Origin of the sequence: Streptomyces cinnabarinus, assembly GCF_027270315.1 — a bacterium.
Classification (GTDB): Bacteria; Actinomycetota; Actinomycetes; order Streptomycetales; family Streptomycetaceae; genus Streptomyces; species Streptomyces cinnabarinus.
Window position 1 is genome coordinate 3699960 of record NZ_CP114413.1, and the last position, 23661, is coordinate 3723620.

18 protein-coding genes are annotated in these 23661 nt (G+C 72.3%); 12 read left to right on the forward strand and 6 right to left on the reverse strand.

Annotated elements, in window-relative coordinates; translation table 11 throughout:
• Positions 1-57: 57 nt before the first annotated feature.
• From STRCI_RS16630 to STRCI_RS16645, 4 genes are all read right to left on the reverse strand, one after another.
• On the reverse strand, positions 58-654 hold the full coding sequence (locus STRCI_RS16630) for a hypothetical protein (protein ID WP_269659736.1): 597 nt from the start codon (positions 652-654) through the stop codon (positions 58-60).
• 299 nt (positions 655-953) lie between these two features.
• Entirely contained in the window at positions 954-2060 is a 1107-nt protein-coding gene (prfB, locus tag STRCI_RS16635) for a peptide chain release factor 2 (protein WP_269659737.1), read from the reverse strand.
• A gap of 120 nt (positions 2061-2180) precedes the next feature.
• Complete coding sequence (locus tag STRCI_RS16640) at positions 2181-3413, reverse strand: serine/threonine-protein kinase (RefSeq protein ID WP_269659738.1); 1233 nt, start codon at positions 3411-3413, stop codon at positions 2181-2183.
• Positions 3414-3557: 144 nt separating this feature from the next.
• On the reverse strand, positions 3558-5222 hold the full coding sequence (locus tag STRCI_RS16645) for a serine/threonine-protein kinase (protein ID WP_269659739.1): 1665 nt from the start codon (positions 5220-5222) through the stop codon (positions 3558-3560).
• A 362-nt stretch (positions 5223-5584) separates the two neighbouring features.
• Between STRCI_RS16645 and STRCI_RS16650 the strand changes: the two genes are divergently transcribed.
• The 7 genes from STRCI_RS16650 (at position 5585) to STRCI_RS16680 (ending at position 18089) form a co-directional block, all read left to right on the forward strand.
• The gene (locus STRCI_RS16650) at positions 5585-9124 is read left to right on the forward strand and encodes an FHA domain-containing protein (protein ID WP_269664562.1); all 3540 of its coding nucleotides are present in this window, start codon (positions 5585-5587) and stop codon (positions 9122-9124) included.
• 166 nt (positions 9125-9290) lie between these two features.
• Positions 9291-10649 (forward strand): ABC transporter substrate-binding protein, encoded by a 1359-nt coding sequence (locus STRCI_RS16655; protein WP_269659740.1) that lies wholly within the window; start codon positions 9291-9293, stop codon positions 10647-10649.
• A 3-nt stretch (positions 10650-10652) separates the two neighbouring features.
• The gene (locus tag STRCI_RS16660) at positions 10653-11978 is read left to right on the forward strand and encodes a carbohydrate ABC transporter permease (protein WP_269659741.1); all 1326 of its coding nucleotides are present in this window, start codon (positions 10653-10655) and stop codon (positions 11976-11978) included.
• Positions 11975-12856, forward strand: coding sequence for a carbohydrate ABC transporter permease (locus STRCI_RS16665; RefSeq protein ID WP_269659742.1), 882 nt, complete (start codon positions 11975-11977; stop codon positions 12854-12856). The genes STRCI_RS16660 and STRCI_RS16665 overlap by 4 nt, the downstream gene beginning before the upstream one ends.
• 171 nt (positions 12857-13027) lie before the next feature.
• Positions 13028-15286, forward strand: a complete 2259-nt coding sequence (locus tag STRCI_RS16670) for a bifunctional glycosyltransferase/CDP-glycerol:glycerophosphate glycerophosphotransferase (RefSeq protein ID WP_269659743.1) — start codon at positions 13028-13030, stop codon at positions 15284-15286.
• Positions 15287-15453: 167 nt separating this feature from the next.
• The gene (locus tag STRCI_RS16675; RefSeq protein WP_269659744.1) at positions 15454-16722 is read left to right on the forward strand and encodes a hypothetical protein; all 1269 of its coding nucleotides are present in this window, start codon (positions 15454-15456) and stop codon (positions 16720-16722) included.
• Positions 16723-16763: 41 nt separating this feature from the next.
• Positions 16764-18089, forward strand: coding sequence for a hypothetical protein (locus tag STRCI_RS16680; RefSeq protein WP_269659745.1), 1326 nt, complete (start codon positions 16764-16766; stop codon positions 18087-18089).
• On the opposite strand, the gene STRCI_RS16685 is transcribed toward STRCI_RS16680, so the two are convergent.
• Positions 18090-18503: an organic hydroperoxide resistance protein gene (locus tag STRCI_RS16685; RefSeq protein ID WP_269659746.1), complete on the reverse strand. Its 414-nt coding sequence runs from the start codon at positions 18501-18503 to the stop codon at positions 18090-18092.
• Between the two features lie 80 nt (positions 18504-18583).
• Between STRCI_RS16685 and STRCI_RS16690 the strand changes: the two genes are divergently transcribed.
• From STRCI_RS16690 to STRCI_RS16700, 3 genes are all read left to right on the forward strand, one after another.
• A complete protein-coding gene (locus STRCI_RS16690; protein ID WP_418953343.1) occupies positions 18584-19093 on the forward strand; it encodes a MarR family winged helix-turn-helix transcriptional regulator in 510 nt (169 codons plus the stop codon).
• Positions 19094-19160: 67 nt separating this feature from the next.
• Positions 19161-20141 carry a UDP-glucose 4-epimerase GalE gene (galE, locus tag STRCI_RS16695; RefSeq protein ID WP_269659748.1) on the forward strand — a complete coding sequence of 327 codons (981 nt, stop codon included), beginning with the start codon at positions 19161-19163 and terminating at the stop codon, positions 20139-20141.
• Positions 20142-20150: 9 nt separating this feature from the next.
• The gene (locus STRCI_RS16700; RefSeq protein ID WP_269659749.1) at positions 20151-21092 is read left to right on the forward strand and encodes an ADP-ribosylglycohydrolase family protein; all 942 of its coding nucleotides are present in this window, start codon (positions 20151-20153) and stop codon (positions 21090-21092) included.
• On the opposite strand, the gene STRCI_RS16705 is transcribed toward STRCI_RS16700, so the two are convergent.
• Positions 21079-21705: a TetR/AcrR family transcriptional regulator gene (locus STRCI_RS16705; protein WP_269659750.1), complete on the reverse strand. Its 627-nt coding sequence runs from the start codon at positions 21703-21705 to the stop codon at positions 21079-21081. The two genes, STRCI_RS16700 and STRCI_RS16705, sit on opposite strands and share 14 nt — an antisense overlap.
• A gap of 183 nt (positions 21706-21888) precedes the next feature.
• On the opposite strand from STRCI_RS16705, the gene STRCI_RS16710 reads away from it, so the two are divergent.
• Both STRCI_RS16710 and STRCI_RS16715 read left to right on the forward strand, forming a co-directional pair.
• Positions 21889-22812 carry an ABC transporter permease gene (locus STRCI_RS16710; protein ID WP_269659751.1) on the forward strand — a complete coding sequence of 308 codons (924 nt, stop codon included), beginning with the start codon at positions 21889-21891 and terminating at the stop codon, positions 22810-22812.
• Entirely contained in the window at positions 22787-23656 is an 870-nt protein-coding gene (locus STRCI_RS16715) for an ABC transporter ATP-binding protein (RefSeq protein WP_418953463.1), read from the forward strand. Before STRCI_RS16710 ends, STRCI_RS16715 begins: the two co-directional genes overlap by 26 nt.
• The last annotated feature ends 5 nt before the right edge of the window (positions 23657-23661 follow it).

The following is a 23661-nucleotide window of genomic DNA, read 5'->3' on the forward strand; positions in this document are numbered from 1 at the left end:
CGGAGCGAATCTCGCTCCGGGCCCTTCGTCCTACGCACTGTGCACGGTCGGCTACCGTCAGGCAGCCGCACCGCCACGGCCGCCGGCCAGGCGCGGAAGCACCCGGAAGCCGATGCCGCCGGCGATCATCGTCGCGGCACCGATGATCAGGAACGTGGTCTGCCCGGCACCGGTCTCGGCGAGCTCCTCACCGCTGCCCTGGGCGGAGGTGTCGGAGCCGGTGTCGTCACCGGTGTCGGTCAGCGAGGAGGAACCCTGCTGCTGGGCGGAGTTGCCGGAGCCGCCGTCAGGGTTGGTGTTGTTGCCGTTCCCGTTGCCGTTTCCGTTGCCATTCCCGTTGCCGTTGCCGTCGTCCTCGGTCGGCTCGGCGGTGGGCTCCGGGTCCTCGGTGGGCTCGGTCGGCTCCTCGGTGGGCTCGGTGGGCTCCGGGTCCTCCGTCGGGATGACGGTCGGCTCGGTCGGCTCCGGCTCGGGCTCGGAGGTCGTCGGCTCGGGGTCCGGCTCGCTCGGCGTCGGCGTGACGCATATACCGAGGATGCCGCAGTCGTCACCCTCATCGGCAGCGGCGACACCGGCGGCAGTGAGCGAAGCACCGGCCGCGATCACGGCACCGGCCGCGAGCCGGGCGACACGGATCCGCGTCTTCTTGGTCATGTGGTTGCTACCCCCAGTAGCTCATCGTCAGTGAGGCGGCGCTCGGAGCGGTGATCGACGGGGGTGGTAGCTGAACTCACGCCCCCCGGTTCACATGCGCCCCGGAGATACGCATGCCGCGCTTAACCCTTCCCATTTTTCAAAGCAACGTCAAGGCCGTTGCGTACGCGATGTCCACGTACGGGTTTTTTGCCGGTGGATGGAGTCTGTGAGTGTGATGTAAAACCCAGACATCGGGGAACAGAAAAGGCAACTGCCGCCCGGACGGCGGCAGTTGCCTTGTCGACAAAACGCTTCGCTTACTTCTCCTGCTGCTTGCGCCAGCGAATTCCGGCTTCGAGGAAACCGTCGATCTCGCCGTCGAGCACGGACTGCGGGTTACCGACCTCGAACTCGGTCCGCAGGTCCTTGACCATCTGGTACGGGTGCAGGACGTACGAACGCATCTGGTTGCCCCAGGAGTTGCCGCCGTCGCCCTTGAGCGCGTCCATCTTGGCCTGCTCCTCCTGGCGGCGCCGCTCGAGGAGCTTGGCCTGGAGGACGTTCATGGCGGTGGCCTTGTTCTGGATCTGCGACCGCTCGTTCTGGCAGGAGACGACGATGCCGGTGGGGATGTGCGTCAGCCGGACCGCGGAGTCGGTGGTGTTGACGCCCTGGCCGCCGGGACCGGAGGAGCGGTAGACGTCCACCCGCAGCTCGGACTCGTCGATCTCGACGTGGTCGGTCTGCTCGACCACGGGCAGCACCTCGACGCCCGCGAAGGAGGTCTGGCGGCGGCCCTGGTTGTCGAAGGGCGAGATCCGGACCAGTCGGTGCGTGCCCTGCTCCACCGAGAGCGTGCCGTAGGCGTACGGCACCTGCACGGAGAAGGTGGTCGACTTGATGCCGGCCTCCTCGGCGTACGAGGTCTCGATGAGCTCCGTCTTGTAGCCGTGGCGCTCGGCCCAGCGCAGGTACATGCGCTGGAGCTGCTCGGCGAAGTCGGCGGCGTCGACGCCACCGGCCTCGGCGCGGATGTTCACCAGCGCCTCGCGGGAGTCGTACTCCCCGCTGAGCAGGGTCCGGACCTCCATCTCGTCCAGCGCCTTCTTGACGGAGGCGAGCTCGGACTCGGCCTCGGCACGGGTGTCCGGGTCGTCCTCCTCCTCGGCCATCTCGAAGAGCACGGAGAGATCGTCGATCCGCCCGCGCAGCGCTTCCGCCTTCCTGACCTCGGCCTGGAGGTGGGAGAGCTTGCTGGTGATCTTCTGCGCCTCGTCCGGGTTGTCCCACAGGGACGGCGCGGCCGCCTGCTCCTCGAGCACGGCGATGTCTGCCCTCAGCTTGTCGAGGTCCAGAACGGCCTCGATCGACTCCATGGTCGAGGAGAGGGACTTGAGCTCTTCGGATACATCGACGACTGCCACGCCTCCAGCGTAACGGCTACGGCAAGCGCCCAGCTCCAGAGTGGGAGCCGAGCCATTTCCAGCCCGCGGATCCAGCCCCTCCGGCGTTTGAGGAGCGGGGTCGGCCACCCCCCACCCGCCTCACGGAGAAGCGGGCGCCGAGTTCTTCGTGTCCTGAGGAGTCGCGTCCGCGTCGTCCCCCGAGGTGGCCGCCCACGTCCCGACCCCCGCCGCGGCGAGCAGCGCCACCGCGGCCACCCCCACCGCCACCCGCCGCCGACGCGTCGCCGCACGATGCCGCGCCGAGCCCGGCCGCGGCGCCCCCGCCGCCCGCGGCACCCGCGCGGTCCCCCGCGCGCCCCCGGCCAGCTCGTCGGGCCCCGGCACCCGCATCGACGTATGGGTGTCCCGGTTGGAGTCCGCGGGCTTCGCCCCCGGCACGAGCGGCACCGCCCCCCGCCGCGCCGGACCGGCCGGCGCGGGCTCGGACGGCGCGCTCTCCTCCTCAACCGGCTCGGTGTCCGGCTCGTCCACGTCCAGCGGCGGCATCCCCGCCACCAGCGGCAGCAGCTCCCGCAGCCGCGCCCCCAGCTCCGACGCCCGCAGCCGGGACGCCGGGCCCTTCGCCAGGCACTGCACGATCAGCTGCCACAGCTCGTCCGGGATACCGGGCAGCGGCGCGACCGTCTCGGTCACATGGCGGCGCAGCACGGCTCCGGGGTGGCCCCCGCCGAAGGGGGTGAAGCCCGCCAGCAGCTCGTACAGCACGGTCGCCAGCGCGTAGATGTCCACCGACGCGCGCGGCGGCAGCCCCTCCACGATCTCCGGCGCCAGATAGTCCGGGGTGCCGATGATCTTCGTGGCCCGGGTCCGCTTCGGGGAGTCGATCAGCTTCGCGACCCCGAAGTCCGTCAGCAGCGCCGGATGCGCGCCCCCGGGGCCCAGCGGCCCCTGCATGTCCAGCAGGACGTTCTCCGGCTTCACATCCCGGTGCACGACCCCCGCGGCGTGCGCGGCGGCCAGTCCGTCGGCCACGTCCGCCACGATCGCCACCGCGGCCTCCGGCGCCAGCCGCTTGTCGCGGTCGAGCCGGGTCCGCAGATCGGTGCCACGGACCAGGTCCATGACCAGCGCGAGGTCGTTGCCGTCGACGACGAGGTCGCGGACCGACACCACATGGGGGTGCTCCAGACCGAGCAGCGCCGTCCGCTCCTGCACGAAGCGTCCGACGAGCTCCTGGTCGGAGGCGAGGTCCTCGCGCAGCAGCTTGATGGCGACGGGCCCCTCGGGACCCTCGCCCAGCCACACCGTGCCGGCGCTGCCCCGCCCCAGGATCTGATGGGCGGTGTACCGGCTGCCGATCTTCCGTGCCAAGACTGCTCCTACAGACGCGTGTTGTCGTTAAAACTACGCGTCCGACAAGCCAACCTTCACCGCGGAGACGGAAATCACCCGCCGGGTGTCGACAAATCCACAGACTCGCGGCCGGAAGGCGGGCCGGGAGCGGGCGGGGAAGGGCTACTGACCCGAGGTGGTCTCGCCCAGGTCACCGATCCAGCCCGTCACCGTGGTGAACAAGTCGGTCAGCTGTTCCCAGTAGCCCTTGCCGGTGCCGATCCAGCCCTGGAGCGGGCTCAGTTCCCACACCAGCCAGCCCGCCACGAACAGGATGACGAGCGTGAACAGACAGCCCTTCAGGCAGCCGAGACCGGGGATCTTCATCGGGTTGGCGCCGCGCTGCCGCGGCTGCCGGGGCTCGCGCTGCGGCTGCTGGGGCTGCGGCGGCGGCGCGTACCGCTGCGGCTGTGGCTGCTGGGGCCGCGGCTGCTGCTGGGGCCGCGGCTGCTGCTGCGGGGCGTACTGCTGCGGCTGGCCCTGCTGCGGATAGCCGTAGCCCGCCTGCGGCTGGGGCCGGCGCTGCGGCTGCTGCTGCGGCCGGGCGACCTGCCGCTGGGGGCGGCGGCGCAGCGGGTCCTCGTTGGGGTCGAGGTACTGGACCTGCGTCTGCTCGTTGCGGTCGCGCGCCGCCCGCAGCTGGTTCTGCCAGGGGTGCGGATCCTCCGGCGCGCCACCGGGCTGCCCCGGCGGCACCGGCGGCATGACCGCGGTCGGATCGGCCGCGCCCCGGTTCGGCAGTACGGCGGTGGGGTCGGCGGCGCCGTTCGGGCCCCCGGTGTGCGGCATGACGCTGGTCGCGGCGTTCGGGTCGAAGGAGCCGGCGCCGTGCGGCAGCATCTGCGTGGGGTCGGCCGAGCCCGGCACGGTCGCGGGCGCCGGGTCGGGCAGGAGCAGCGCGGCGACACCCTCGGCGGCGGCGATCTGCGCGGAGTTCGCGTGCACCCCGATGCCCTCGGCGACGACCCTGAGGCCCCGCGCGAGGTTCTCGGCGCTGGGCCGCCGGTCCGGGTTCTTGGACAGGCAGTGCTCTATGACCGTCCACAGCGGGTCGGGGACGGTGGAGGGGCGGCGCGGCTCGGCGCTCAGATGCTGGTGCAGGACTTCGAGGGCGGAGCCGCCGGAAAACGGCGGACGGCCGGTGACCAGCTCGTACAGCAGGATGCCTGCGCCGTAGATGTCGACGGCGGAGGTCTGCGGGCGGCCCTCGGCGGACTCGGGCGCGACATACGCGGGCGTGCCGACGAACTCATGGGTGCGGGTCAGGCCCGGGGAGTCGGCGAGGCGGGCGATGCCGAAGTCGGTGAGCATCGGGTGCATCTGGCCGCCGTTCTGCTGGAGCAGGACGTTGGCGGGCTTCAGGTCGCGGTGGACGACGCCGTCGGCGTGGCTGGCGGCCAGCGCGTCGGCGATCTGCGCGGTGAGCAGGGATGCGGCGACCGGGGTGAGGGGACCGTTCTCGCGCAGGTAGCGGTGCAGGTCGGGGCCGTCGATCAGGTCCATGACCAGGGCCAGCAGCTCACCCTCGACGACCAGGTCACGGACCCGGACGATGTTCGGGTGGGTCAGGCGGAGCAGGACGGACCGCTCCCTGAGGAACCGCATGACGATGTCGGCGTCGCTGGCCAGCTCCTCCTTGAGGACCTTGATCGCGACGGTCTCGCCGGGCTGGCCGGGCACGGCCGCCTCGGCGCCCGCGGTCTCACGCTGGCGCGCTCGCCAGACGGTGCCCGTGGCGCCGCGTCCGAGCGGCTCCTCGAGCAGGTACTTGCTGCCGACTGGCCGCACGTCACGCGCTCCCTGCTGATTGCCTGAAAGTGTTCCGATGTTCCGACCCACTCTAGTGCCGGGCGGATCGAAACAGAGGTTCGCAGGAAAGACGCTTGAGGCGTTCCGTTTGGTTGCCGAACCAGGGCGTGACCGATCTCAACTGATCACGGGCAGGGCAAGGATCAGGCATTTTTGCGGGCAGAGCCGACCAATCAAGATCACTTGTCACCGGGTGGCGGGCGCGTTGTCAGTGGCAGGTGCGAGGATGCCTTCCGTACTGGCCGATGTACTCGTGTGGCGGTGGGGGAAGTCCGCGGTGGGGGACCGCGGGGCGTCGTCCCCGTTCGCGGGTGCCCGCGCAGAAGGGACCGCTGACGGCGATGCAGATCCGGCTGACCGTCGTAGACCCGCTGGGCCCGCTCCCCGCCACCGCCCGCGCCACGAGCCGCGACGTCCTGGTCACGGCACCCGCCGGTACGGCCCTGGCCGCGGTGGCGTCGGCCCTCGCCTCGGCGGTCTCGGCGGACGGCGGCACCTCCCGCGCGGGCGAGTCCGAGCGCGGCAGCGGCCCCGTGGTGGTGTTCGCGGGCGCGGAGCGGCTCGACAGCGCGCGCTGCACCCTGGGCGAGCCGCCGCTGATCGACGGCGCGGTGCTCTCGCTGGGCGCCCCCGCCGAACCCGAGGCGCATCCCGAGGTCGACGACGCCCCGACCCAGCTCCAGGTGGTGGCCGGGCCCGACGCGGGCGGCGTCCATCTTCTGCACGGCGGGCAGATCCATGTCGGCCGCTCCGCCGACGCCGACGTCCCGCTCGACGACCCGGACGTCTCCCGGCTGCACTGCGCGGTGACGGTCGCCACCGACGGCCGTGTCTCCATCGCCGACCTGGGCTCCACCAACGGCACGACGGTGGACGGCGCCCGCATCGGCACCCGGCCGGTCCGCTTCGCCCCGGGCGCCCTCCTGCGCATCGGCGAGTCCGCCCTGCGCCTGGCCCCGGCGGGCGGCCCGGGGGCCCGGGTACCGACGGTGCCCGACGGCGAGGGTCACATCCGTCTCTCGGGCGCCCCCGCGCGCGTGCGGTCCCCGCAGGACCCCCACGGGGAGACCCGGCACGCCTACGGCTCGGCCGCCTGGGGCGCCTCCTCGGCCACCCCGGGGGCCCAGGAGCACGGCCCGGTCGAACCGCCGGTGGTGCCCGAACAGGGCGGGGCGCCCCGGATCGAGAGCGGTGCGACCCCGGGTGCCGGGGTGCCCGGTCCGCGGGGCGGGGACACCCACGGCGCCGGATTCCCGGCGGGTGCGCGAGGCTCCGGCGACCGCGGGTCCGACGGGCACACCGGGCGCAGTACGCCCGCTTCCGGCGACCGCGGGTCCGACGCCCGCGCGCGTGGCGGCTCTCACGGCGGCCACGGGACGGACGCCCACGCCGATGCCCCCGGCGACGACGGCTCGCACGCCGGCGCCCGCAAAGGCACCCCGCTCCACGGCACCGACGTCCCGCAGGGCGTGCGCAAGCGCGGGGGCCTCGGGGCCTGGGCGCGGCGGCTGGCGGGCGGCCGCGGTGAGCAGGGCCCGCCCGGCCGGGAGACCTACGACGACCAGGGCGCCGAAGCCCTCGCCCAGCCCGTCTCCGACACCGCCCACCGCTCCCCGGAGACCTGGCCGGACCCCGCCGCCCTCCTGCTGACCGCCCTCGGCCCCGGCCCCCGTCTCTGGGAGCGCGGGCCGGAACACTCCGAGGCGCTCACTGTGCGGCTCGGCACCGCCGACCGCGCGGCACCCGACGGCTCCGGGCTGCTGCCCGCCGTACCCGTGACCGCCGATCTGCGCGAGGCGGGCTCCCTCGGCCTCGCGGGCCCGCGTGCGCGGCTGGCCGGGCTGGCCCGCGCGGTGATCTCCCAGCTCGCCGCCCTGCATTCGCCGGACGCTCTGGAGATCGTGCTGCTGAGCGCGGACCGCGCACGCCCGCTGGAGGAGCGCACCGCCGAGTGGGCGTGGCTCGGCTGGCTCCCGCATCTGCGCCCGGCCCACGGCCAGGACTGCCGCCTCCTGCTGGCGCACGACCGGGAACAGGCGACGGCCCGCACCCAGGAGCTGCTCCGACGACTGGACGACCACCCCGAGCCTCCGGCGGCGCCCACGTCAGACACCCGCCGCCCCTCCTGGGCCCAGGACGACCCGGCGGAGTTCCCCGCGCGGCACGTTTCCCGGCCCCAGGGCACCTCGGCCGAGTCCCCGACCCGGCACCCTTCGCGCCCCCAGGACGACCCGACGGAATCCTCCACCCGGCACCCCGCCCGACCCCACGGCACCCCGGCCGACCGCTTCCCGGGTCCCTACACCGTCGTCGTCGTGGACGGCGACCCCGGTGGGGCCGATGTCCGGGAGGCTGTCGCGCGGCTGGCGACGGACGGTCCGCGGGCCGGGGTCCATGTGGTGTGCCTCGCCGAGACACCGCCCGCCTCCCCCGCCTCTCCGGTCACCGACACATACCGGGCGGCCTGCGCGGCGGCACCGGCCTTCCGGAGCTGCGGCGCGGTCGCCCTGCTGAGCGGCGACGTGGCGACCGCGCTGCGGCTGATGCGGGTCGCCCGCGGCTCCGGAGCCGAGGCCGGCCATGCCGAGCCGGCGCCCGTCGGCCCCGGCACCGTCGCCACGGTGGACGCCGTGTCGCTGCCCTGGGCCGAGCGGTTCGCCCGCGCACTGGCGCCGCTGCGGCCGGATGCCGTCGCCGGGGACCGGCAGCCGCGGGTGTCCGCGCCGCTGCCCCAAGCCGCCCGGCTGCTGGACGAGTTGGGGCTGGCCCGGGCCACCCCCGCCTCCCTGATGACGCGTTGGGCGGACGCGGCCGACGACACCGAGGCGCTCGGCGGACGCGCCCATGCCGTACTCGGCGCCGGTCCGCGCGGCCCGGTCGCCGCCGACCTCGCGGCCGACGGACCGCATCTGCTGATCGAGGGCCCCGCGGGCAGCGGACGCACCGAACTGCTGCGGGCCCTGGTCGCCTCGCTCGCCGCCGCCGAGCGGCCGGACCGGCTGACCATGGTCCTGATGGACGGCCGGGACACCACCGGCGCGGGCGGCGGCGGCAACGGCGGTGACGGACTGCGGGTGTGCACCGATGTCCCGCATGTCACCACCCACCTCACCGCCAACGACCCCGTCCGGATGCGGGAGTTCGCCCAGTCCCTGAGCGCCGAGCTGAAGCGCCGCGCCGAACTGCTGGGCCGCTCCCACTTCAGCGAGTGGCACGCGAGCCGACTGGTGTCCGGCCGCATGGTCACCCAGCGAACGGCCGCCTCTCCCGGCACCAACCGGTCCGGCGCCGCTGACCTCGACGCCCCGCCCAGCTCTACCCTGCGCCTGCGCCCGGCCGCGTCCAGCCGCCGGACGGAGGCGGCGCCGCCGCTGCCCCGGCTCGTCGTGGTCGTGGACGACCTGGATGCCCTGGTCTCCCCCGCGTTGGGCTCCCCGGGCAGGCCCGCCGCCGGCTCGGTCATACGCGCGCTGGAGGCGGTGGCCCGGGAGGGCGAGCGGCTCGGCGTGCACCTGGTGGCGGCCACCGGCGCGGACGGCCGTACGGCCGGGTCGGAGCCCGCGCGGCTGGCCACCCTGCGCGTCGCCCTGGACGCCCCGGCCCCCGGGCCGGACGAACCGGCGCCCGGACGCGGCCGGTTGAGCTGGGCGGACGGCCGGGCGACCGCCTTCCAGGGCGGCCGGGTCACGGGCCGGATCCCCCGCACCGCGACGCTCCGCCCCACGGTCGTCCCGCTGGAGTGGCACCGCATGGGCGACCCCCCGGCCCGCCGCCCGGTCCGCGAACTCGGCAACGGCCCGACCGATCTGGCCCTCCTGGCCAGCGCGTTGGAGCGAGCGGCCAAGGAGGTCTCGGCCGCCGCGGTGCCCTCGCTGCTCTGAGGGCTTCCTGGAGCCCCGGTCGACGACCAGTCACGACGTGGTCACGATCGTCCACTTGACAGGTCTTGCGCTCTTGCCGACCCCGGGCACCCGGCGTAGACCAGACCGCGTAAAGGACAGCGCTGAACGTTCGACGAGGCAACGAAGCACGAAGAACGGGGCAGTGATGCGCAGCAATCGCACGATCCGGATCGCCATGGCAACCGTCGGCGCGCTCGCGCTGGCGCTCACCGGCTGTGGCGGAGACGACGACAACGGCGACGGCGGAGACGGCGGCAAGGAAACCGGTGCCGGCTCCACCGTCCAACTCCCCAAGCTCGACGGGCAGACGCTCGAGGTCGCGGCCGTCTGGACCGGCCCCGAGCAGGACAACTTCACCAAGGTGCTGGACGAGTTCGAGAAACGCACCGGCGCCAAAGTGAACTTCGTGCCCACCGGCAACAACACCTCCACCTTCCTCGGCACCAAGATCGAGGGCGGCCAGCCGCCGGACGTGGCGTTCCTGCCGCAGGTCGGCGTGTTGCACCAGTTCGCCGAGAAGGGCTGGGTCAAGCCCCTCGGCGCCGACACCCAGGCCCAGCTGGACAAGAACTTCTCCACCGGCTGGAAGGAACTGGGCGCCTTCGAGGGCAAGCAGTACGGCGTCTATGTGAAGGCCGCCAACAAGTCCCTCATCTGGTACAACACCGCCGCCTTCGAGGCCGCCGGGCTCACCGAGGAGCCGAAGACCTGGAAGGACTTCCTGGCCACCGCCCAGACGCTGTCGGACGCGGGTTCCCCGGCCGTCTCCATCGGCGGCGCGGACGGCTGGACCCTCACCGACTGGTTCGAGAACATCTATCTCTCGCAGGCCGGCCCGGAGAAGTACGACCAGCTGGCCCAGCACGAGATCAAGTGGACCGACCCCTCGGTCAAGGACGCCCTGACCACGCTCGCCGAGCTGTGGGGCAAGGACGAGCTGATCGCGGGCGGCCGTTCGGGCGCGCTCCAGACGGAGTTCCCGAAGTCGGTGACCCAGACCTTCTCCGGTGACACCCCGGCCGCGATGGTCTTCGAGGGCGACTTCGTCACCGCGAACATCAACGCCGACACCGACGCCGAGGTCGGCACGGACGCCAAGGTCTTCCCGTTCCCGGCGGTCGGCTCCGAGTCGCCCGTGGTCAGCGGCGGCGATGTCGCCGTGGCGCTGAAGGACGGCGAGGGCGCGCAGGCCCTGATGACGTTCCTGGCCTCGACCGACGCGGCCGAGATCTGGGCGGCGCAGGGCGGCTTCCTCTCCCCCAACCAGGAGATGGACCAGGGGACGTACAAGGACGACGTCACCCGGGGCATCGCCGAGGCGCTGATCGCGGCCGGCGACGACTTCCGCTTCGACATGTCCGACCAGGCACCGGCGGCGTTCGGCGGCACCCAGGGTGTCGGTGAGTGGAAGCAGTTGCAGGACTTCCTGAAGAACCCGAGCGATGTCGCGGGCGCCCAGCAAAAGCTGGAGGCGGACGCCGCCAAGGCGTACAAGACCGGCTGACGGATGTCGGCCGTAGCGGACAACGGTGCTGCGGCACCGCGCAAGAGCGTGACGGGCACCCGGCTGTGGGTGGCGGTGCTGTTCCTGCTGCCCGCGCTGGTGCTGCTCGGCGCGCTCGTGGTCTACCCGATCGGGTACTCGGTCTGGCGCAGCCTGTACGACGCGGGCGGTGACGGCTTCGTCGGCCTGGACAACTACGTCGACGTCTTCCGGGACGACTCGACGCTGACGGCCGTACGCAACACGGCGATCTGGGTCGCCGTGGCGCCCGCGGTGGTCACCGCGCTGGGTCTGATCTTCGCCGTGCTCACCGAACGGGTGCGCTGGGGCACGGCGTTCAAGCTGATCGTCTTCATGCCGATGGCGATCTCGATGCTCGCGGCCGGCATCATCTTCCGGCTGGTGTACCAGGCGGACCCCGACCAGGGGGTGGCGAACGCGGTCGTGACGTCGGTGCACGACACCTTCGCCGACTCCTCCGTCTATCCCAAGGCCCGCCCCAACGCACAGGTCAGCGATCTGAAGGCGTCCGGCGGCGGTTCGTTCACCAGTACCGGCACGGTCGAGGCGGGCACCCCGGCGCTGCTTCCGCTGGTCGGTATCGCGCCCAACCGGCTGCCGGGCGAGCCGCGGGACGCGAAGGCGGCGACCGGTGCCGGTGTCACCGGCACCGTCTGGCTGGACTTCAAGCTCGGTGGCGGCGGTGAGAAGGGCCGGGTCGACGCGGGCGAGAAGGCGTTGGAGGGCATCAAGGTCGAGGCGGTCGAGGACGGCGAGGTCGTCGCCTCGGCGACCACCGGCGCGGACGGCACCTTCACCCTGCCCGCCGAGGCCGACGGGGCCCAACTGCGGCTGCCCGGATCGAACTTCGCGGCGCCCTACAACGGCGTCGACTGGCTCGGCCCGACACTCGTCACCCCGGCGATCATCGGGGCGTACGTCTGGATGTGGGCGGGCTTCGCGATGGTGCTGATCGCGGCCGGGCTCGCCGGGGTCGACCGGAATCTGCTGGAGGCGGCGCGGGTCGACGGCGCCAACGAATGGCAGGTGTTCCGCCGGATCACGGTGCCGATGCTGGCGCCGGTCCTGGTCGTGGTCCTCATCACGCTGATGATCAATGTGATGAAGGTCTTCGATCTGGTCTACATCATCGCCCCGCAGCCCACCCAGGACGAGGCCAACGTGCTGGCGCTGCAACTGTTCCTGTCGTCCTTCGGCGGCGGCGGCAACTACGGCCTGGGCAGCGCGATCGGCATCATCCTGCTGCTGCTCGTGGTCCCGGTGATGATCGTCAACATCCGCCGGCTGAGGAAGGAGCGCGAGCGATGAGCGCACTCGACACCTCCGTGCGCGGCAAGCGGTCCCGGGCCTCGCGGCTGGCGAGCGGGGCGGCGGGCGGCGCGCTGCGGGCGTTTCTGCTGGTGGTGGCGCTGTTCTGGCTGGTGCCCACCTTCGGTCTGCTGGTCTCCTCGTTCCGCGAGCCGACCGACATCGCCGCCTCCGGCTGGTGGAAGGTCTTCTCGGCGCCTGCCCAGCTCACCACGGAGAGTTACCGCACCCTGCTGGAGAACGACGACATCACCAGCTCGCTGTTCAACACCATCTGGATCACCGTCCCGGCCACCCTGCTCGTGGTGATCATCGGCGCGATGGCCGGGTACGCCTTCGCGTGGATGGACTTCAAGGGCCGCGACTGGTGGTTCATGGTGGTGATCGCGCTGCTGGTGGTGCCGGTGCAGGTGGCCCTGATCCCGCTGTCCCAACTCTTCGGTGACATCGGCATCTTCGGCTCGATCACCGGCGTCGTCCTCTTCCACGTCGCGTTCGGACTCCCGTTCGCGATCTTCCTGTTGCGGAACTTCTTCGCGGAGATCCCCCGGGAGCTGCTGGAGGCGGCGCGGCTCGACGGCGCGGGCGAGGCCCGGCTGTTCATGACGGTCGTCCTGCCGCTCGGCGCCCCGGCCATCGCCTCGCTGGGGATCTTCCAGTTCCTGTGGGTGTGGAACGACATGCTGGTGGCGCTGGTGTTCTCCGACTCCGGCTCCCAGCCGCTGACGGTCGCCCTCCAGCAGCAGGTACGGCAGTTCGGCAGCAACATCGAGGTGCTGGCGCCGGGCGCCTTCATCTCGATGGTGATCCCGCTGGCCGTGTTCTTCGCGTTCCAGCGGCAGTTCGTGTCCGGCGTGATGGCGGGCGCGGTGAAGTAGTCCGCGGCACAAGCGGATTCGGGGCCGGCCGGACGACACCGGCCGGCCCTTTCCGTTCCCCGTCCTCCCCCGGATGCCGCAACGCAGCGTAACCAAGTCACTCGGTCGGCCGTTCGTGGGCAAGGGCCCGAGCCCGCCCCTTCCCGCCCGCGCCGACCCATGGATGTCCCCGTGCCCCGGTTCAGTGTCATCGTCCCCGCGTACAAGGTTCAGGCGTATCTGCACGAGTGCCTGGAGTCGGTGCTCGCGCAGTCGTGTCCCGATCTCGAAGTGATCGCCGTCGACGACGCCTCGCCGGACGCCTGTGGCGCGATCATCGAGGAGTTCGCGACCCGCGACGTCCGGGTACGTCCGGTGCGCCTGGCCCGCAACCAGGGCCCGGGACCGGCCCGCAACGCGGGCATGGCGGAGGCGACCGGCGACTATCTGCTCTTCCTCGACGGCGACGACACGCTCACCCCGGGCGCCCTCCAGGCGATCACCGACCGGCTGAAGGAGACGGGCGGGCCGGATGTCCTGGTCCATGGCCACGCCGACATCTCCTGGACCGGCGAGCCGGTCATCGACCCGGCCGCCGCCGCCCGACTCGGCGAGCGGGGCCCTGCGCCGTTCCGGCCGGCGGACCGCCCGGGTCTGCTGCGGCTGCCGACGGCACCCTGGAACAAGACCTACCGGCGGGAGTTCATCGAGCGCGAGGGCTTCTCCTTCCCGCCCGGCCTGTACGAGGACACCCCCTGGACCTTCCCGGTCCTGCTGGCGGCGGAGTCCATCGCGACCCTGGACCGGGTCTGCGCGCACCACCGGCAGCGCCGCGCCAAGAGCGCCCCGAGCCGCCGCCACTTCGACGTCCTGGAGCAGTACGACCGGGTCTTCGCGTTCCTCGCCGAGCGCCCCGAACTCGCCCGCTGGCGGCCGGTGCTGTTCCGCCGTATGGCCGACCATCTCGCGACGGTGTACGCGCGCCGCGACCGGCTCCCGCGCGGCAGCCGCGCCGAGTTCCTGCGCCTGGCCCGCGCCCTGTGCCGCCGCCATCACGCCCCGGGCGCCCCCGTCCCGCTCCGCGACCGCCTGCGCCACGCCCCGGTCCGGCTCGGCCTGCACCGCACCCACCGCGCCCTGCGACGGACCGGCGCGCTCGGCCGCACGGCCGGCAAGGTCACCGTGAAACTGGGCGGCACCCTGCGCGCGGCCCTCCTGCGCCTGCACTACCGCGTCCAGCTCCGGCTGCCCCTGCACCGGGACCGGGCGGTGTTCTCCGCGTACGGCGGCGCGGGCCACGGCTGCAACCCGGGTGCCCTGGAGGAGGCGTTCCGCGCCCACGCCCCGCACATCCGCACGGCCTGGATCGCGCACCCCGGGCACCATCACACCGTCCCGGCCGCCACCCGCCGTATCACCCCCGGCACGGCCGCCTACTGGACGGCGCTGGCCCGCTCCAAGTACCTGGTCGACAACACCGGCCCGGACCACCGGCCGGTCAAGCGACGGGGCCAGATCGTGGTGCGGACCCAGTCCGGCACCCCTCTCAAGCACCAGGGCCTGGACCTGCTGGAACGCCCGGCGGCCGGGGCGGGCACGGACTTCGCGGCGCTCCTGGAGACCGTCGACACCTGGGACTACGTCGTCTCCGCCAACCGCCACTCCACCCTGGTCGGGGAGCGGGTGCACCCGGGCTCGTACAGGACACTGGAGTACGGCCAGCCCCGCAACGACGTGTTCCAGCAGGCGACTTCGGCGGATGTGACCCGGCTGCGCGAGTCGCTCGGCGTCCCCGGGAACGCGGTGGCGATCCTGTACGCCCCGACCCACCGCGACTACCGCCGCACCCAGCGCAGCCCGCTGGACCTGGACCAGGTGGTGAGCCGGCTCGGCCCCCGCTTCGTGATCCTGGCCCGCGCCCACCGCCGCCACGGCGGCCCGCTCGACCCCGGCGCGACCTCGCCGCGGGTCATCGACGTCACCGGCCACCCGAGTGTGGAGTCGCTCTGCCTGGCCTCGGACGTCCTGGTCACCGACTACTCGTCGATCATGTTCGACTACGCGGGCCTGGACCGCCCGATCGTGCTGCACACCGACGACCAGGAGGCCTACGAGGCCGCCCGCGGCACCTACTTCGACCTGCGCGCCTTCCCGCCGGGCGCGATCGCGCGCAGCGAGGACGAGCTGATCGACATCTTCGCCACCGGCCACTGGCGCGGCTCCCGCTCCGCCCAGTTGCGCTCGGCGTTCCGGACGCGTTTCTGCCCGTACGACGACGGCCGCGCCGCCGAACGGGTCGTACGCCATGTGGTGCTCGGTGAGCAGGGCCTGCCGCCGGTGATTCCGCCGGCGGACCGGCACCCGGTGCCCTCGGCGGCGTCCCGCGCGGGCTCCCCGCTCACGCTGCCGCCGCAGCCGTCGGTGCCGCTGCTCCTGACGGACAGCCTGTGACCGACGGTCTCTGAACAACAGCCTCCGAACGACAGCCTCCGAACGACGTTCCCACCCACCTGAACGCCGTTCCGACCCAGGGGAGTTCCCATGCCCTCCAGCCCCTCGCGGCCCACCCCCAGCCGCCCCCACACCTGGCGTCCGGCCGGGCGGCCCGGCGGCCGGCGGTGAGGCCGCGCACCTGGGTGCTGCTGCTGGCCGCCCTCTTCGCCGTACTGCAACTGGCCAATGTCACCGGCCGGGAGACCCCCGACACCCGGAACTACCTCTCCTACGCCCTCAGCCTGCGCGGCGACGGCAAGCGGGAGGCGGCCGAGGCGACCATCGCGTACTACTGCGCGGGGAGGGCGTCGGCGGCACACCGCCGCCAGGACGTGAACGTGGTCCGCTTCCACCGCCCCGACCCCACGGCGCGGGTCGAGGCCGAGTGCCGGGCGAAGGAGTGGCCCGAGGTCGAGCGTCGGCTACGGGCGGGCCACACAGCCGGGCACACGGTCCCCTTCGCCTCCGAACGCTTCATGCGGATCTTCGAGGTCCGCCCCGGCTACCCGCTCTTCCTGGTCCCCTTCGTGACGCTGCTCGGGGTGACCTGGGGCCTGTGGGCGGCCGGAGTCACGGTGGCGGTGGCGGGCGGGGTGCTGGTCTTCCTGATCCTGCGCACTCTCTCGGTACCGGTGCCGCTCGCGCTCACCGGCCAGGCCCTGTACTTCGTCCTGCCGACCGGCGCGATCGCGATGCGGCCCATGACGGAGGGCCTGCTGATGGCGCTGACGCTGGCCGCGGTGTGGGGCTGCGCGCTTGTGCTGCAGGGGCGGAGGGCAGGCCTGGCACTGCTCGCCGGCGCGCTGGCGGCCCTGTTCACGGTGAAGCACTCCCAGTCCCTGTTCCTCGGGCTGTGCCTGGCGGGCGCGGGCGGCGTGCTCGCCCTGACGAGGTGGCGGAAGGGAAGGGCGCCGGGCCGGGACCTCACGGCGATCACGGGCATCGGCCTGTGCGCGGCCCTGGGTACGACGGCGCTGGCGAAGCTGCTCGGCTACCCCTCCTCCGCCGAGAGCCTCCAGGATCTCCTCGCCGACCACTTCACCCGCCCCGACCGGACCCACCCCTGGCCGGAGTTCTTCCAACTGTCGCTGAACTTCTGGACGGAGTGGCTGCGCCGCCAGTTCTGGGAACCGCTGTTCCTGGCGGCGCTGGGCGCCGGGCTGTGGGGCGCGCTGCGCAGGCCCGCGTTCGGCGCCTTCCTGATCGCGGCCGCGGGCACGGGAGTCCTCACCCAGGCCGGGCACCCCGACATCGCCATCTGGGGCGGCCGGCTGATCGCCCCGGCCTGGCTGCTCCCGGTGGTGGGCATCCCGCTGCTGCTGGAGCACCTGCTGCGCGACCGGGTGTCACTACCCGCGCAGGGCCACTCCGATCGGGCTCACTCCATGAGGTGACGCGAGGTCAAGCGGTCGACCGGTCCGGGAACATACGACAGATGCCCGAATCGCTACTGGCCAGGCGCAGCACGCACGGCGCGACCGCTCTACGCGGTGGCGGAGCTTGGCGCCCGACCCCGTACCAGCTCTTCGGCTTTCTCTTCTGGCTGCTGATGTGCCTGGCCCACTGGCGCCTGCCCCTGTGCTGCGACGCGGGCCAGCACGCGGCGGTGGTGGAACGCCTCAAGGCGAACCTCCTGCACCCGAGCCACCCGACGGCGGACCTGCCGGGCGAAGGCAGCGCCTATTACACGCCGTACACCCTGGCCCAGGCCCTGTTCGCCCGCCTGACGGACCTGGGCGGCTGGGAGGTGGTACGGCTGGCGGGCCCCCTGAACCTCCTGGTCCTGCTGACGGGTCTCGGCCGCCTGGTACGCGTACTGACCCCTCGGCCGTGGGCCCCGGTGCTGGCTCTGGCGACGGTGACCCTGCTGTCGGGTACGGCGGGCGACGGCCTCGGCCTGATGTCCCTGACGGTCAACCTCGGCTACCCGTCGACGTTCGCGATCGGCCTGACGTTCTGGGCGTGGGCGCTGACGGGTTCGATGGGGAGGGGCCTGGTCCGCTATGTGGGCCCGAGGGGCGGCCCGGGACTGACCGGGTACGCGGCGCTGGGCGCGCTGTACGCGGGGATCTTCCTGATCGACAGGGGCACAGGGGTGGGGGCTGCGCTGGGAGCCATGGCTCTGATCGCCGGGCAAGGAAGGCTCCTCAAGGGGCGCGACAAGCCCCCACCGGCCCACGCTGTGATCACCATGACGACGACAGCCTTGCTGCTGACAGCAGCCTGGCCCTATTTCGACGCCCTCACCCTCGACGGCCCGAACCTCACCCTCGCCCTGATCCCCCTACAGCTCGCCCTGGCGGTAGCACTGTCGGCCCCCCGCCCCTGGTCAAGAGGGCGCCGCACGCTGGCCGCACTCACCGCCGCGGCAGCCTGCACCAGCTTCCTCGCACTCCACGCAGACTTCCCCCCACCATCACGCTGGCCGACGTACGCCTGGGCGGCACAGCACATCCCCCCGGGCGAGGTGGTGCTCACCGACGGCCATCACGCGACGCAAACCCTCGCGGGCCACGGCCCAAACCTCGCCGCCCCCGCACGCCCGGACGCATCACTGGACGAACGAGAGCGGCGAAAGCGAACGGCGGACGTCCGCGCATACCTCTCCCCCGAGTCGACCCACGCCGAGCGCACCGCCGTGATCCGCCGGTACCACGTCCGCTGGCTGCTGCTGACGCCGCGGCACACCCTGCCCGAGGAGGCCGTGGTGGTGACGTGGAGCCCGCGCACCGGGGAGGTGCTGGCGCGGGTCGTGGGGTGACTACTCGATGACGAGGTCGACGTCGATGTTGCCGCGGGTGGCGTTGGAGTACGGGCAGACCTGGTGGGCCTGCTCGACCAGCTTGCGGCCGGTCGCCTCGTCCACCGTGCCGGGCAGCTCGACGCGCAGCGTCACCTTCAGGCCGAAGCCCACACCCTGCTTGCCGATGCCGACCTCACCGGTGACGGCTGCGTCGGTGACGTCCACCTTGGCCTGGCGGCCGACGAGACCGAGGGCGCTGGCGAAACAGGCCGCGTAACCGGCAGCGAAGAGCTGCTCGGGGTTGGTGCCCTCGCCGTTGCCGCCGAGCTCCACCGGCGGGGCGAGCTGGAGGTCGAGCTTGCCGTCGGAGCTGATGGCGCGGCCCTCGCGGCCGTGGGTGGCGGTGGCGACTGCGGTGTAGATCGCGTCCATGAAGGATCCGTCCCTGTTCGAGAAGTCGGGGCTCGTTGACGGACACAAGTAGAGCACACAATTCAATTGCGCACAACTAAATGGGGAACAAGAGCTACCCTGGAGCCATGAACCGGCCCGAGACACCCGGCGCGCCCCAGGAGGCATGGCTCCGCCTGGACCGCCAGATCTGCTTCTCCCTGCACGCGGCCTCGCGCGCCTTCAACGGCGTCTACCGCGTGATCCTCAAGGACCTCGGTCTCACCTATCCGCAGTACCTGGTGATGCTGGTGCTGTGGGAGCGAGGCGACCTGCCCGTCAAGAAGTTGGGCGAGCATCTGCGGCTCGACTCCGGCACGCTGTCGCCGCTGCTGAAGCGGCTGGAGGGGGCCGGCCTGGTCCGGCGGGAGCGCAGCGCGCGGGACGAGCGGTCGGTGGAGGTGCGGCTGACCGAGGAGGGCGCGGCACTGCGGGAGCAGGCGCTTCAGGTGCCGCGCCGGATCGCGGCGGCGACGGGCTTCGACGTGGAGGAGATCAACGCCCTGCGGTCCCGGCTGGACGAGCTGACCGTGGCCCTGGACTCGGCGGCGCTGTCGGCGGCAGCACAGTAGGAGCCGGATTCACGGGCGCCGTGGCTATGCTCCACGCACGGGCTTACTGACGAGGGGACGGCCACACATGACCTGGCTGATCACCGGCGGTGCCGGATACATCGGGGCGCACGTCGTACGGGCGATGTCCGAGGCGGGCGAGCGGACGGTGGTCTACGACGACCTGTCCACCGGAATCTCCGAACGCGTGCCCGACGGCGTCCCGCTGGTCGTGGGCTCCACCCTGGACGCCGAGCACGTGACCCGTGCCCTCCTGGACCACGAGATCACCGGGGTCGTCCACCTGGCGGCGAAGAAGCAGGTGGGCGAGTCGATGGAGCACCCACTGCTCTACTACCGCGAGAACGTCGAAGGGCTGCGCATCCTCCTGGAGTCGGTGACCAGGATGGGCGTCCCGTCCTTCGTCTTCTCCTCCTCCGCCGCGGTCTACGGCATGCCGGACGTGGACCTGGTGACCGAGGAGACCCCGTGCGTCCCGATCTCGCCGTACGGCGAGACCAAGCTGGCGGGCGAATGGCTGGTCCGGGCGACGGCGCGGGCGACAGGCCTGTCCACGGCCTCCCTGCGCTACTTCAACGTCGCGGGCGCGGCGGCCCCGGAACTGGCGGACGTGGGCGTCTACAACCTGATCCCGATGGTCTTCGAACGCCTCACCGCGAACGACCCCCCGCGCATCTTCGGCGACGACTACCCCACCCCCGACGGCACCTGCATCCGCGACTACATCCACGTCGCCGACCTGGCCGAGGCCCACGTGGCCGCGGCCCGCACCCTCCGCTCCTCCCCCGGCCGCGACCTCACCCTGAACATCGGCCGCGGCGAGGGCGTCTCGGTCCGCGAAATGATCGACCGGATCAACGCCATCACCGGCTACGACCGCCCTCCGACCACCACCCCGCGCCGCCCCGGCGACCCCGCCCGAGTAGTGGCCTCCGCCACCCGAGCCGCCACCGAACTCACCTGGAAGGCCAAGTACGACGTCCAGGACATGATCACGTCGGCCTGGGAAGGCTGGATCCGCCAGCATCCGTCGGCGGCCCGCGGCTAGCCTGCGGGAATGCCCGCATCCCACCTTGATCGAGCAGTCGGCGCGGTCATCGGCTCGGCCGTCGGCGACGCGCTGGGCGCCCCCTTCGAGTTCGGCCCCGAGGGCGCCTTCTCCGCTCGCTTCCCCTCCCGCGGAGAGGGCGGTGAGATGTGCGGGGGCGGCGGCTGGGACCCGGGCGAGGCCACGGACGACACGCAGATGGCAGTGCTGATCGCGGAGTCTCTGCTGGAGTGCGAAGGGCTCGAACTCCCGGACGTGTTCCGGCGGTTCCAGCGCTGGGCCGCGGCCGAGCCGAAGGACATCGGGCTCCAGACGGAGGCGGTCCTGAGCAGTGGCGACCCCTGGGACACGGCGGCGGCGCTGCATTTCCAGGTGAGCCAACGGGCGGCGGGAAACGGCGCGCTGATGAGGGCGGCACCCGCGGCCGTGTACTTCGCGCCGTACGGCAGCAAGGCCACGATGGACGCCGCCCGGTGTCTGTCGGCGCTGACTCACGGGGACCGGGCCGCCTGGGAGGGCACGGCGATCTTCCACGAGCTGACGCGGGTGACGCTGGCCGGCGACGATCCCCTGACGGCGGTGGAGGAGACCCTGCGGCACGTCCACCCCGACCACGTCGAGCGCTACGCCACCGTCCTCGCCCCGGACTGGCACCCCGACCAGGCCACCGAGTTCAACGGCGCCGTCTGGCCCTGCCTGGGCTCGGCGCTCTGGGCGCTGCGCACCACGGCCTCCCACGAGGAGGCGGTACGCGCCGCCGTCGACCTGGGCGGCGACACGGACACGGTCGCGGCGGTGACGGGCGGCCTGGCGGGAGCGGTGTACGGCATCGGCGCCGTACCGCGGCGCTGGACGGAGCTGCTGCACGTCCCCCTGCCGGGGTTCGGCGAACGGGTACTGGACGCCGGGGAGTTGGCGGCGCTGGCGCGCGGCCTGGTCACAGCGCCTTGAGCGCCCCCGCCGTAGCCCTGGCCAAGGACGCCAGGTAGCCCTTCGGGAGCTTTGGGCTGCGGATCACCACCGAGCGCCAGTACAGCGGGCCCGAGATCAGGTCCAGGGCCAGGTCGTGGTCGAGGCCCTGGCGGAGCTCGCCGCGTCCTTCCGCCGCCGCGACGATGCCGGTGGCCACGCCGTCCTGGCCTTCCCGCAGCGCCTTCTGCATGGCCTCGGCGATCTCGGGATTGCGGGCGGCCTCCGCCTGGAGGTCGGGGATGATCTGGGAGGCGACGGGGTGGCGCAGGGCGCGGGAGGTCACCTCGTAGAGGAGGCGCAGGTCGCCTTCCAGGGAGCCGGTGTCCGGCATGGGCAGGCCTTGTACCGCCAGGGCCGAGACGACGTCCAGGACCAGGTGCAGCTTTGAGCGCCAGCGCCGGTACACCGCCGTCTTGCCGACGCCCGCGCGCCGCGCGATGCCCTCGATCGACATGCGCGCATAGCCAACGGCTGCCAGCTCCTCGAACACGGCCGCCCGGATCGCTTCCGTCACGTCCGCCCGCAGCACGGCCGCCCCCGCGGGGGCCCGGCGGCGCGGACGCGGCTGGGGTCCGTCGGCGTTCGTCGTCATGCGGACCAGCATAGGGCGTTACGACGAAACGGTTGCGTTCCGACGTGCGATCGGCCTACGCTCACGTTGCGACGATACGGTCCCGTCCCGACGTAGAGAACGCAGAGAGTCCTGCAGGCAAACGGACGGCGACGGGCCGGCCGGCCGCAGCGCACCCCCACCCCACGAGCGAAAGCAGCGGATGTGAGCCAGGTCCTCGACACACCGCCCCCGACGACGACGGCCCCACCCGCCGACGTCGACCTCGCGGCCCTCGCCGCCCGCCACGGCCTCGCGGTCAGCGGTGCCCGCCCGACCCTGCCCGAGTACGTCCGCCAGCTGTGGGCCCGGCGCCACTTCATCGCCGCGTTCTCCACCGCCAAGCTCACCGCCCAGTACAGCCAGGCCAAGCTCGGCCAGCTCTGGCAGATCATGAACCCGCTGCTGAACGCGGCCGTCTACTTCCTGATCTTCGGCGTGCTGCTGGGCACCAAGGACGGCGTACCGGACTACGTCCCGTTCCTGGTCACGGGTGTGTTCATCTGGACCTTCACGCAGAGCTCGATCCTCGCGGGCACCCGCGCCATCTCCGGCAACCTCGGCCTGGTGCGCGCCCTGCACTTCCCGCGAGCCGCGCTGCCGATCTCCTTCTGCCTCCAGCAGCTCCAGCAGCTGCTGTTCTCGATGGGCGCCCTGGCCGTCATCCTGCTCGCCTTCGGGGTCCCGGTCGCCGCCTCCTGGCTGCTCGCCGTCCCGGTCCTGGTGCTCCAGTTCACCTTCAACGCGGGTGTCTCGCTGATCATGGCCCGGATCGGCGCCAAGACCCCCGACATCGCCCAGCTGATGCCGTTCGTGCTGCGCACCTGGATGTACACCTCCGGCGTGATGTGGAGCATCGAGCACCTGCTCACCAAGCACCAGGACTGGCCGTCCTGGGTGGGCCCCGTGCTCCAGGCCAACCCGCCCGCCGTCTACATCGACCTGATGCGCTTCGCGCTGATCGACAGCTTCCACGGAAGCCAGCTCCCGCCGCATGTGTGGGCGCTCGCCGCCGGCTGGGCCCTGCTGGCCGGCATCGGCGGATTCATCTACTTCTGGAAGGCTGAGGAGACGTACGGCCGTGGCTGAGAACGCTGAGAACACCACCGGGAACACCGACGCGCAGGTCCCCACCGTCATCGCCGACCGCGTCGACATCGTCTATCGCGTCAACGGCACCGGCGGCGGCCGCGGTTCCGCCACCGCCGCCCTCAACCGCATCCTGCGCCGGAAGCAGACCGAGAAGGCGTCCGGCGTCCGCACGGTGCACGCCGTGAAGAAGGTGTCCTTCGTCGCCTACAAGGGCGAGGCCATCGGCCTGATCGGCACCAACGGCTCCGGGAAGTCGACGCTGCTGAAGGCGGTCGCGGGACTCCTCCCCGTGGAGAGCGGCGCCATCTACACCGACGGCCAGCCCTCCCTGCTCGGCGTCAACGCGGCCCTGATGGGCGACCTGACCGGCGAACGCAACGTCTACCTCGGCGGGCTCGCCATGGGCATGTCCCGCGAGCAGATCAAGGAGCGGTATCAGGAGATCGTCGACTTCTCCGGGATCAACGACAAGGGCGACTTCATCACCCTGCCGATGCGCACCTACTCCTCCGGCATGGGCGCCCGGCTCCGTTTCTCCATCGCCGCCGCCAAGGACCACGACGTCCTGCTCATCGACGAGGCCCTCGCCACCGGCGACGCGAACTTCCGCAAGCGCTCCGAGGCCCGCATCCGCGAGCTGCGCAAGGAGGCCGGCACGGTGTTCCTGGTCAGCCACAACAACAAGTCGATCCGCGACACCTGCGACCGCGTCCTGTGGCTGGAGCGCGGCGAGCTGCGCATGGACGGCCCCACGGAGGACGTCCTGAAGGAGTACGAGGCCTTCACCGGCGACAAGAAGCCCAAGGCCAAGCCGAAGCCGAAGGCCACCCAGCCCGCGTAAGCCCC

Excerpts from the sequence above, each read along its gene's own strand:
- STRCI_RS16700 (WP_269659749.1), top strand. The coding sequence starts at position 20,151 with ATGCCCGCATCCCACCTTGATCGAGCAGTCGGCGCGGTCATCGGCTCG.
- STRCI_RS16655 (WP_269659740.1), top strand. The coding sequence starts at position 9,291 with ATGCGCAGCAATCGCACGATCCGGATCGCCATGGCAACCGTCGGCGCG.
- STRCI_RS16665 (WP_269659742.1), top strand. The coding sequence starts at position 11,975 with ATGAGCGCACTCGACACCTCCGTGCGCGGCAAGCGGTCCCGGGCCTCG.
- STRCI_RS16650 (WP_269664562.1), top strand. The coding sequence starts at position 5,585 with ATGCAGATCCGGCTGACCGTCGTAGACCCGCTGGGCCCGCTCCCCGCC.
- STRCI_RS16630 (WP_269659736.1), bottom strand. The coding sequence starts at position 654 with ATGACCAAGAAGACGCGGATCCGTGTCGCCCGGCTCGCGGCCGGTGCC.
- galE (WP_269659748.1), top strand. The coding sequence starts at position 19,161 with ATGACCTGGCTGATCACCGGCGGTGCCGGATACATCGGGGCGCACGTC.
- STRCI_RS16690 (WP_418953343.1), top strand. The coding sequence starts at position 18,584 with ATGGGGAACAAGAGCTACCCTGGAGCCATGAACCGGCCCGAGACACCC.
- STRCI_RS16685 (WP_269659746.1), bottom strand. The coding sequence starts at position 18,503 with ATGGACGCGATCTACACCGCAGTCGCCACCGCCACCCACGGCCGCGAG.
- STRCI_RS16680 (WP_269659745.1), top strand. The coding sequence starts at position 16,764 with ATGCCCGAATCGCTACTGGCCAGGCGCAGCACGCACGGCGCGACCGCT.
- STRCI_RS16660 (WP_269659741.1), top strand. The coding sequence starts at position 10,653 with ATGTCGGCCGTAGCGGACAACGGTGCTGCGGCACCGCGCAAGAGCGTG.
- STRCI_RS16705 (WP_269659750.1), bottom strand. The coding sequence starts at position 21,705 with ATGACGACGAACGCCGACGGACCCCAGCCGCGTCCGCGCCGCCGGGCC.